Annotated in this window: 7 protein-coding genes and 1 pseudogene; 2 read left to right on the forward strand and 6 right to left on the reverse strand. The window is 60.4% G+C overall.

Going from position 1 to position 8,753, the window contains the following annotated elements:
• Positions 1 to 205 precede the first annotated feature (205 nt).
• The 3 genes from IRZ24_RS12755 to IRZ24_RS12765 all read right to left on the reverse strand — a co-directional run bounded on the left by IRZ24_RS12755 (position 206) and on the right by IRZ24_RS12765 (position 3,162).
• Positions 206 to 1,246, reverse strand: coding sequence for an ABC transporter substrate-binding protein (locus tag IRZ24_RS12755; protein WP_297164828.1), 1,041 nt, complete (start codon positions 1,244 to 1,246; stop codon positions 206 to 208).
• Between the two features lie 151 nt (positions 1,247 to 1,397).
• Positions 1,398 to 2,294, reverse strand: coding sequence for an ABC transporter permease (locus tag IRZ24_RS12760; RefSeq protein ID WP_297164830.1), 897 nt, complete (start codon positions 2,292 to 2,294; stop codon positions 1,398 to 1,400).
• Entirely contained in the window at positions 2,269 to 3,162 is an 894-nt protein-coding gene (locus IRZ24_RS12765; protein WP_297164831.1) for an ABC transporter ATP-binding protein, read from the reverse strand. The genes IRZ24_RS12760 and IRZ24_RS12765 overlap by 26 nt, the downstream gene beginning before the upstream one ends.
• Before the next feature lie 606 nt (positions 3,163 to 3,768).
• Here IRZ24_RS12765 and IRZ24_RS12770 point away from each other — a divergent pair.
• Positions 3,769 to 4,050 carry a hypothetical protein gene (locus tag IRZ24_RS12770; protein WP_297164833.1) on the forward strand — a complete coding sequence of 94 codons (282 nt, stop codon included), beginning with the start codon at positions 3,769 to 3,771 and terminating at the stop codon, positions 4,048 to 4,050.
• Positions 4,051 to 4,230: 180 nt separating this feature from the next.
• On the opposite strand, the gene IRZ24_RS12775 is transcribed toward IRZ24_RS12770, so the two are convergent.
• A complete protein-coding gene (locus IRZ24_RS12775; RefSeq protein ID WP_297164835.1) occupies positions 4,231 to 5,751 on the reverse strand; it encodes a carboxylesterase/lipase family protein in 1,521 nt (506 codons plus the stop codon).
• A 249-nt stretch (positions 5,752 to 6,000) separates the two neighbouring features.
• Positions 6,001 to 6,876, reverse strand: coding sequence for a PHP domain-containing protein (locus IRZ24_RS12780; RefSeq protein WP_297164837.1), 876 nt, complete (start codon positions 6,874 to 6,876; stop codon positions 6,001 to 6,003).
• Positions 6,877 to 7,427: 551 nt separating this feature from the next.
• Here IRZ24_RS12780 and IRZ24_RS12785 point away from each other — a divergent pair.
• Positions 7,428 to 8,348, forward strand: a complete 921-nt coding sequence (locus tag IRZ24_RS12785; RefSeq protein WP_297164839.1) for a class I SAM-dependent methyltransferase — start codon at positions 7,428 to 7,430, stop codon at positions 8,346 to 8,348.
• Between the two features lie 78 nt (positions 8,349 to 8,426).
• Here the strand turns inward: IRZ24_RS12785 and IRZ24_RS12790 are convergent.
• A pseudogene (locus IRZ24_RS12790) lies at positions 8,427 to 8,753 on the reverse strand (hypothetical protein); the annotation flags it as partial.

Raw genomic sequence — 8,753 nt, forward strand, 5'->3', positions numbered from 1 at the left:
ACCCCCCCCCGCGCGGCCGGCCCCGGGGGCCCCGGGGGCGGGGCGGGCCCCGGGGGGGGGTGGGGGGGGCGCGCCCCCGCCCAACTGCTGGCGGCTCTGCCCTGCCTGGTCTGCTTGTGCTCTCGCAGCGAGTGCAGAGCCAGTACCATCCCATTATACTCTGTCAAGCCTCTCGATGTGTCTAGCGCCCAGGCAGCTCTCTTCCCTAACTGGCCTTGCTGGCGAACTCATTAGTATAAGTGGCGCTCAAATCGATCTGCTTGCCCTGCACGGAGGCGTTTGACTGCTGCTCGGTGCTGAGCACGAACTCTGGACCGCCGGCGGGCATCAGGCCATCGGGGCTGAAGATCGCGAGCTGGTTCCGCAGCGCCGTCACATAGAGCTGCTTGTTGCCGGCGTAGTAGTCGGCGGGCATCATATCCGCAATCTGCTCCGCCGTATGGCTATGAATCCATTTCAGGGTCTTGACATAGGCGTTGACGAGCTTCTGCACCACATCCTTGTGCGCATTCACATAGTCGTTGCGCATGAAGACGCAGATGAAGGGATAAGGACCGCCGAGGGCGGCTTGCGTGGTCTGGGGGGTGCGTAGATCGACCAGGACCTTGCCGATACCGCTGGCCAGGATGCGGGAGATGGTCGGCTCGGTCGTCATGCCGGCGTCGATCTTACCCTGTTGCAGGGCTGCGATGAAGGTGTCTCCAGCCCCCACAGGGACGAAGTGGACCTGATTGGGAGCAATGCCTACCTTGTGGAGAAGGACAGTGGTCAGGGTTTGCGTTCCCGAGCCCAGCTCGGTGACCCCGAGGTTCTTCCCCTTGAGGTCGCTCACCGAGTGGATCTGGCCGGCCTCGCGCGTGGCCACAATCTCAGCCTCTCCTGGGGCGATGTCGAGTTGTACCACACACTCCATCTGTTTCCCTGCCGCTTGTAACTCAATGGTATGGTTGTAGGAACCGGAACCAGCATCGACCTGACCGGCTAGCACCTCGTCCTCGGCGGACTGACCGGAGGCTTCATCAATGAGCGTGACTGCTAGACCCTCCTGAGCGAAGTAACCGAGCCGTTGGGTCAGCATGTTGGGTAAATAGATCTGCTTGCTCAAGCCACCAACCATGATCTTGAGCTGAATCTTGCCATTGCTCACCGTTGGGCCGCCACTGCTGCCGCAGGCACTGGCCAGCACGGCCAGTAAGAGGATGAGCACAGTGATAGGCTGGCGTAGCCATTGTCGCTTGACACTCATGGTCTCTCTCTTCCTTTCCCTTCGGGCGTTCCGTTCGTTGTGCTGTTCTGGCGGTAGGCAGATGATGCCTCCCACGTAGGGCTGCCGCACCTTGCTTGACCGTCTCGGCTTGTTGGAGCGTGGGCGCCGTCCCCCTGGAGCTGGATCGACCTCAGAGTGTGACCTCGCTCAGGGCGGTCGGGCGCCAGCGCAACAGGCGCCGCTCCAGGGCGGTAATCACGATCTCCGAGAGCAGAGCCACTGCGGCCAGGATCAGCATGGCCGCAAAGACTCCGTTGGCGTTGAAGGTGGCACCGGCATTCTGGATCATCAGGCCGATGCCCTCGATCGAGCCGACAAACTCGCCGACCACAGCCCCCACCAGCGCAAAGCTAAAGCTGGTGTGCAGGCTGGCGATAATCCAGGTGAGCGCCGAAGGCAAGATAACCTCGCGGAAGAGCTGCCAGCGGTTGGCTCCCAGGATGCGAGCGTTGGCCAATAGATTCCGATCGACCTCACGTACGCCCTGGAAAGCATTGAAGAAGACGATAAAGAAGACCAGGACGACCGCCAGGGCAATCTTTGACTGGCTGCCCAGGCCCAGCCCGATGGCGAACAGCGGTGCCAGCGTCACGCGAGGAATAGAGTTGGCGGCCTTAATATAGGGGCCGAGCAGTTCAGCGAGAAAGGTATTGCGACCAAGCAAGACGCCGAAGCTGATGCCGAGAACGACGCCGATCAAGAAGCCAAGCAGGGCCTCCTCCAGAGTCACAGCGATCTGCACCCAGAGTGGTCCCTGAGCGGTCCCGTGGACCACCCAGGTCACAAGCTGCTGCCAGATCCCAGACGGGCGTCCCCAGAAGAAAGGATCGATCAGGCCGAGACGGGTGCCCAATTCCCAGCCGCCGATCAGGAGCACCAGCAGCAGCAAACGCAGGGCATTAATAAGCCAGCGGCGGCGGCGACGTCGGCGCGTCAGGGCCGCCAGGATGGCGCTATCTGTTTCCTGTGTCGGATTGGCAGCGCCATCGCTCTGCCCTTGTTCAAGAAGATTGCTTAGCCCGTTCATAGCTAATCATCACCTCGTCGCGGAGGTCCTCCCAGATATCGTGATAGAGCTGCACGAAGCGCGGATCAAAGCGAATCTCGGCCACATTGCGTGGGCGAGGCAGATCGATGGTATAGATCCCCTTGACCGTGGCCGGGCCGGCGGTCAGGACGCAGACGCGGTCGGCCAGGGCGATCGCCTCCTCCAGGTCGTGGGTTACGAAGACTACTGAGGCGGAGAGCGCAGACCACAGCTGTAGCAGCTCATTCTCCATCAGTGTGCGAGTCTGTACATCGAGGGCGCTAAAAGGCTCGTCCATCAGCAGGATCTGGGGCTCATTGATGAAAGTCTGAGCCAGGGCCACACGCTTGCGCATACCGCCCGAGAGCTGGTGCGGATAGCGATCCTCGAAACCGGCCAGGCCGACGCGCGCAATCCAGGCGCGGGCCCGTTCCAGCGCTTCCCGCTTGGGAACACCGCGAAAGAGGGGGCCAGCGGCCACGTTGGACAGCACGTTCTTCCAGGGGAAGACGGCGTCGGTCTGAAAGACATAGCCAATGCGCGGATCGGTACCATGCACCTCTTCCCCCATGACCAGGACGCTGCCAGCGCTCGGTGTATCCAGTCCGGCGATGAGGCTCAGGGTCGTGGATTTGCCGCAGCCAGTAGGGCCGATGAGGGCGCAGAACTCGCCCGGGGCCACAGTGAGACTCAGATCGCGCAGTGCGGTATAGGTCTGCCCGCCGGGTGTGAGAAAGCGCTTGGTCACCCGACGCAGCTCGATGACCGGTGTGCTTTCCTTGGGGAGCCGATCGCTGGGTGCCTCCTGGGCCGCTGAGTGTAGCGCAGGGGATAAGGAGGGTGAGATCTTTCTCTGTGAGTCTTGCATTATTCGCTCTTCTTAACTGCCGGAGAAAATGCTACCTCTATCACAATCTCTGTCGGCTAGCCGACCAGCCGGTCAGTAGAAATGCCAGGCGACTAGGCGAGGCAATCCGACTGACCGGCTGGCTCCGTTCTCAATGGCTCGTCTCTGAGCGGACACTCTAAATTTACCCGATGCTGCATAAATGACGCATAAATGAGCTGTGGAGAGAGTTAAACATTGCATAAATGCTCTGGTGGTCATAAGACCCGGCACCTTCGGGAAGGGGCGAGCAAGATATCAGTGAGGTGATGTTTGCCTGTTACTCATGTCCTTGGCAGTTGGAGGGTCGCATGCCAGGACAGAGGGGAGTGAGACCTTGCGCTGCGGAGTGATCGCTGATAAGAGGCTGCGCGGCTTCTGCCTCAGTGAGGGGCCACCGTAATCAATCGGCTTAAGTGACTATCCCTGGCGAGGCCAGGCGTCTCCGCTTCAAGCGGGCGAGGACCCGCTGGGCTTCAAGTCTATCTTGTAAGCAACTTCGTTCCCGCTGGAGCTGCAACCGAGCGCTTTCTTCATCTGGCAGGTCAGCTTGCTGCTCTGCGCGGTCTCGATAGCGAGGGCGAGGTGATGCGCTCGCTCGATCGCTATCTACAGGAGGCAGGATTATTACAGGTTGAGGCTCAGCGCATTCAAGTTCCCCTCGGCGACTGGGGTGGGCGTCTTGGTTCTCTCCTCTCTCTTGATGCCCGAGAAACCTGGAAGGCGATTAGTGCCCCCATTGCGGCCCGTTTCCAGCTACCGGAGCAAGAGGTGCTGGACCTTATCGATAGGGCGAGTCAGGAGTGGAATGAGCTGCAGACAAAGTGGAGCCTTGCTATCGCCTATGGCCAGAAGCCAGCAGCCAGCTAAAGATTGCTGCCTGGAGGGAGCAGCGACCTCAACACGTCCCTGGGGAGGCGAGCGACTGGCAGCGCGAGGCTCAGGCGTTAGCGTTTAGTCTCGCCTCGCGCTGACTAGCGGCGCAGCGGGCCTTTGGCCCGCTGTGAGGAGCTGAGGGAGATGTCTAGGCTCCCGCTCGCCTTTAGTGAGTCAGGCTGGTCCCGGAAGCCTGACTCCTTCCCACAACGCCCGCAGCTCCCCCTGGGGGTCTTCTGCGAGAGAGGGAGTTTCATCCCAGATCAGCGTCGCACGCCGTTCCAGATCGTAGCGTGGCCATGCCGGCAGACCAGGAAGCTGCGGATTCCCGTCGCGGATGAAGGCCGCCCACGCGGCATGCATGAGATCGGCCAAGGTCTGCCGACTGGGAGCCGTGCCTGTAAACAGGCGTGAGAGTCCCACATCAAGCGTATTGAAGACAAAGGGAATATCCATCGCATGCGCGGCCCCCAGCGCCCCACCAAAGGCGGGTGACTTCCAATCAAAGCGGTACATCCAGACAGGTGCTCCCTGTCGAACCTGGGCTTCTGCTAAGCGAATAGCCGGAATGCGAAAAACGAGATCGCCCATCAGGTCGATCCAGGCCAGCTCGGGAGAGTGGTCCTCGCGCGCTGCTATGTAACGAGCGAGCACCTGCTGAGCGGCATCGCCAAAGAGACGTCTGAGCAAAGCTTCGTTGATCTGGGCTCCGCCGCCCATCAGCGCGAACAATCGCCACTCATCGCGATTCGTTCCCACCAAGACAGCCACATCTCTGGCCAGACCCTGGGCCAGCATCTCCAGAGGATGGCGTGGCAGCGTCTCCCCATCGATGACCGGGCTAAAAGCGCGGACGCCACCGAACTCCTGTCCCAGCTCCGGCTGAACCTTAAGCAGAGCCTCTAGCGGCACCTCGGCCAGGGCCTCGACCTGCGAGGGGTCCAGACCAAGCTTGCTCAGCAGAGCCTGAGCCACACGTGTGGCCTCGGCACCAGTAGGCAGATCGCCAGCGGCGCCGCTCTGCAGGATCGCTCGCTTAAAAAGGCCGCGTGCTGCTGGCATGCCCAGCAGCGCGGCAATACTCATAGCCCCCGCCGATTCGCCCATCACTGTAACATTCTCGGGATCACCGCCAAAGGCCGCGATATTCTCGCGTACCCAGCGCAGCGCGGCGATCTGATCGAGCAGACCACAGTTGCCACTGTAGCTGGAGCCGGCCCCGGCTAACTCCTTAAGATAGACGAAGCCCAGAATTCCCAGCCGGTAATTGAGCGAAACCACCACAATATTGTGACGCTCTGCAAACGACGTGCCGTCATACCACGGGTCGGAGGCCGAGCCAATGGTGAAGGCCCCACCGTGAATATAGACCATGACCGGGCGCTTCCCCTGATCTGCGGCAGGAGACCAGATATTCAGATAGAGGCAGTCTTCGCTGATCGGGCGCGGATCAACAACGCGCTCGGCCCCGATGGCTCCGACCATACTGGCCCCCATCTCAGCAACCTGGGGAGCCATCGGACTAAAGGCTGTCGTTGGACGCACCCCCGTCCACGATTCAGGTGGCTCAGGGGGACGGAAGCGCCTGGCCCCCACCGGAGGTCGGGCGAAAGGAATGCCTTTCCAGACGCAGATGGCGCCTTGCTGATAGCCCTGAACCTTCCCGTAGCGAGTTTCGACAATACATTCGCTCATGCTTCTACTCCTGCTCATTGATGCAGATAAGCTTGAGTGATGGCCTCACTGCCGCTACTAAGCCGTGCTTCCGCAGAAGGCGGACTCTGCCTGTGCAGCTTCGTGATCATCCCGCTAAAGCGCTGGCGACCGTCTTGGCCTCTTCTCCAGAGGGCATAGCTGGTACCCAAGGAGGAGGTGGCATCGTACCATTATCATCTTATCACCTGATCATCGCTGTTCCCGGTACCCCTTTGCCGGACCACTGCCTTAAGGACCCTGGCCTTCCGGCTCGACCGTGATCCCTAGCCGCTCTAATAGCGCCCGACAGCGCCAGGCCGGGTAACCGACAGGCAGACGACCAGGGGGACCATGCGAATCCGAGCCGGCGCTCATCACCAATCCATGACGCCGGACATAGGCCTCATAGGTCGCCTCTAGCTCCGGCCCGTGGGTGGGATAGTAGACCTCTATCCCATCGAGGGCGACCTCCGCCCGTACCCGATCCAGTAGCTCAGGACTATAGAACGTAAACTCTGCCGGCTCATGCAGGCCGCGGCCCGGGTGGGCGATCAGGGCCAAACCTCCACTGCGGTGGAGCGCTTCGACTGCCGCCGCCAGATTCGCCTTAATCTCTCGATAGCCCGCGTCACGAATCACGGCGAGGGCCTCTCGCCAACTAGAGACATAGCCATGCTTCAACAAGAGGAGACCGCAGTCACCAGCGACTCGCAGCCGGTTCCTCTGCGCTGCAAGGAGCCTCTCCCGCTCAGGAAAGGAATAGCCGCGACGGAGCAGCTCAGCATAAACCTCCTCAGCGTTAGCTCGCTGCCCCTCACGTACTTGCTCCACCAACCGTCGCAGGTCCGCTTGCTCAGGATCAAAGCCGTAGCCCAGCACATCGGCCATCTGGCCTTGCCAGGCAGCGCTGATCTCAACGCCGTTGAGGACGATGATCCCCTGCTCCCTCGCCAGGTGCTGCAACTGGGGGATCGTATCCACCCGGTCGTGATCCGTGACGGCAATCAGTTTAAAACCCCGCTCGCGGACATGCACTAAAAGATCTGCCGCGGTCCAGCGCCCATCGCTCCAAATCGTGTGCAAATGGAGATCGATCAGGGCCTGCGCGGAAAGGCATTGCTGCAATTGATACCTCCTTCTAATCCCAGTGACAGAGACAGACCCCTCCTGGTATGTCTCGATAGCTCTTTGCAGGAGCGAGCGCCGCCGTCGCTGACCAGAGGTGAGTCATGGCTCATGTTGAGCGTTCGCTTGGATAAACTCATCTCCTAGATGGTACACGACTGTTTCGGCTAGCGACAACAGCGGAGACGGACGCTGGAATGGCGGTGCCAAGCTGGCGTCAAGATGCGCCTCTACTGTACGTCTGACCTGCTCACATAAAAAATTTATTAAAAGGGCGGGACTCCCCTCAGCCGGCTGTGCTTGCAATTGACAGGGACCGCTTGTCTTGCCTACACTCTCAATCGAGCGATGGTTTGCGGATAACAACCTTGTGCCTGGCGCCGGATGTGTATCCCTTCCTGCCCTTGGAGAACAAGCAGGATCTGCTCTAGAAGAGGCAGACCGAGGGTATTCGAGTCTCGATATATGTGTCTGTCTGGCTACCTGCCTGCCGACTACCGCTTCTGCTACCGCCAGCGCCAGATCATCTCGTTGTAGAAAGGAGCTTCTCCATGCCCTGGTGGGTTTTTCGGCGGCGGCGCTCAGTGCCAGCGTCACGCACGACAGGCCAGGTAGCGGCGGAGGGTGCTGCTTTACCGCCGCTGCAAAGTGAGCGTCGCTTTTTGCAGGAGCAGCCCTATATGCTGCCCAAGGACTTGGGCGAAGTCAATCGGCTGGATTTCCAGCATTACGTGCTGCGGGCCCTGCTACGGGCCAACTACCTGGCCCCGATTGAGCAGCCGCGGCGCATTCTGGATGTCGGCTGTGGCACCGGGCAGTGGGCCTTTGAACTCTGCCAGCAGTTCCCACAGGCGGAAGTAGTCGGGGTCGACCTGGAGCAGATCAAGGCTACCACTCCCCCCTCCAATTATCGCTTCGTCCAGGGTGATGTACTGCGAGGCCTACCCTTTGCCGACGCCTCGTTCGACTTTGTCCACCAACGGCTCCTGACCTCAGCTCTGCCCCTGGCTGCCTGGCCAGAGGTAGTGCGCGAGCTGGCTCGGGTGACTGCCCCTAGGGGCTGGGTTGAGCTGGTCGAGCCTGGGCTAGGTCTACGTGTCACCCCTGCAGGACCGGCAAACGAGCAGCTCCTAAGCATGGGGACCCAATTGGCCGCGCAGCGAGGCTTAGACGCGGAGGGGGCTGTGGCGCGCTCCCTGAAGCGCTATCTTCACGAAGCCAGGCTTGTCAACATACATGTGCGCACCGTCGAAGCGCCAATCGGTGAGTGGGGAGGACGGATCGGCTCCCTGCTGGCCCTGGACCTCCGTGAGATCTGGAAAGCGATCAGTGCGCCTCTGGCTGTCCATTTCAATCTTTCGCGACAGGAAGTGCAAGATCTTATCAATAGTGCCTGTCAGGAATGGAACAGCCTGCACTCCCGCTGCTCGTTTATCATTTGCTATGGACAGAAGCCCTTTGCTTCTAGTTAGGGTCATTCCCTCTGGCTCTCCCTCTGACAGGAGGCGCTGCTCTGGGGCCTGCTGCGAGTCCCATGCCTGCCGGGGTTCTCATTCCACTGGCTGGACAATAAAGTAATCTCCGTAGAGCGTCAGGCGATAGTGCCGGTTCTGCTGGCTCGTCAACGCTTGTAGAGCGGCCTCATAGTCGCCACGTGGCAGCACGTAAGCTGCATGGCGATCGGCGTGGGTAGCCCAGTAATAGGGCCAGTAGCGAATATAGCCCGGCTGCAGCTGCTGGTTGACAACCCCACAGGTCAAGCGCTCCTGGCTGAGAAAAGCCACCTTATAGCAGGTCCAATAATCACTATAGAAGTGGGTTATACCTAGCTCCTCCAATCGGTGTACAAAAGACATATCCTGTTGATAGTATATCTG

The sequence above is a fragment of the Thermogemmatispora sp. genome (genome assembly GCF_019683755.1).
In the GTDB taxonomy this organism is placed as follows: domain Bacteria; phylum Chloroflexota; class Ktedonobacteria; order Ktedonobacterales; family Ktedonobacteraceae; genus Thermogemmatispora.

Excerpts from the sequence above, each read along its gene's own strand:
- IRZ24_RS12765 (WP_297164831.1), bottom strand. The coding sequence starts at position 3,162 with ATGCAAGACTCACAGAGAAAGATCTCACCCTCCTTATCCCCTGCGCTA.
- IRZ24_RS12755 (WP_297164828.1), bottom strand. The coding sequence starts at position 1,246 with ATGAGTGTCAAGCGACAATGGCTACGCCAGCCTATCACTGTGCTCATC.
- IRZ24_RS12770 (WP_297164833.1), top strand. The coding sequence starts at position 3,769 with ATGCGCTCGCTCGATCGCTATCTACAGGAGGCAGGATTATTACAGGTT.
- IRZ24_RS12775 (WP_297164835.1), bottom strand. The coding sequence starts at position 5,751 with ATGAGCGAATGTATTGTCGAAACTCGCTACGGGAAGGTTCAGGGCTAT.
- IRZ24_RS12760 (WP_297164830.1), bottom strand. The coding sequence starts at position 2,294 with ATGAACGGGCTAAGCAATCTTCTTGAACAAGGGCAGAGCGATGGCGCT.
- IRZ24_RS12785 (WP_297164839.1), top strand. The coding sequence starts at position 7,428 with ATGCCCTGGTGGGTTTTTCGGCGGCGGCGCTCAGTGCCAGCGTCACGC.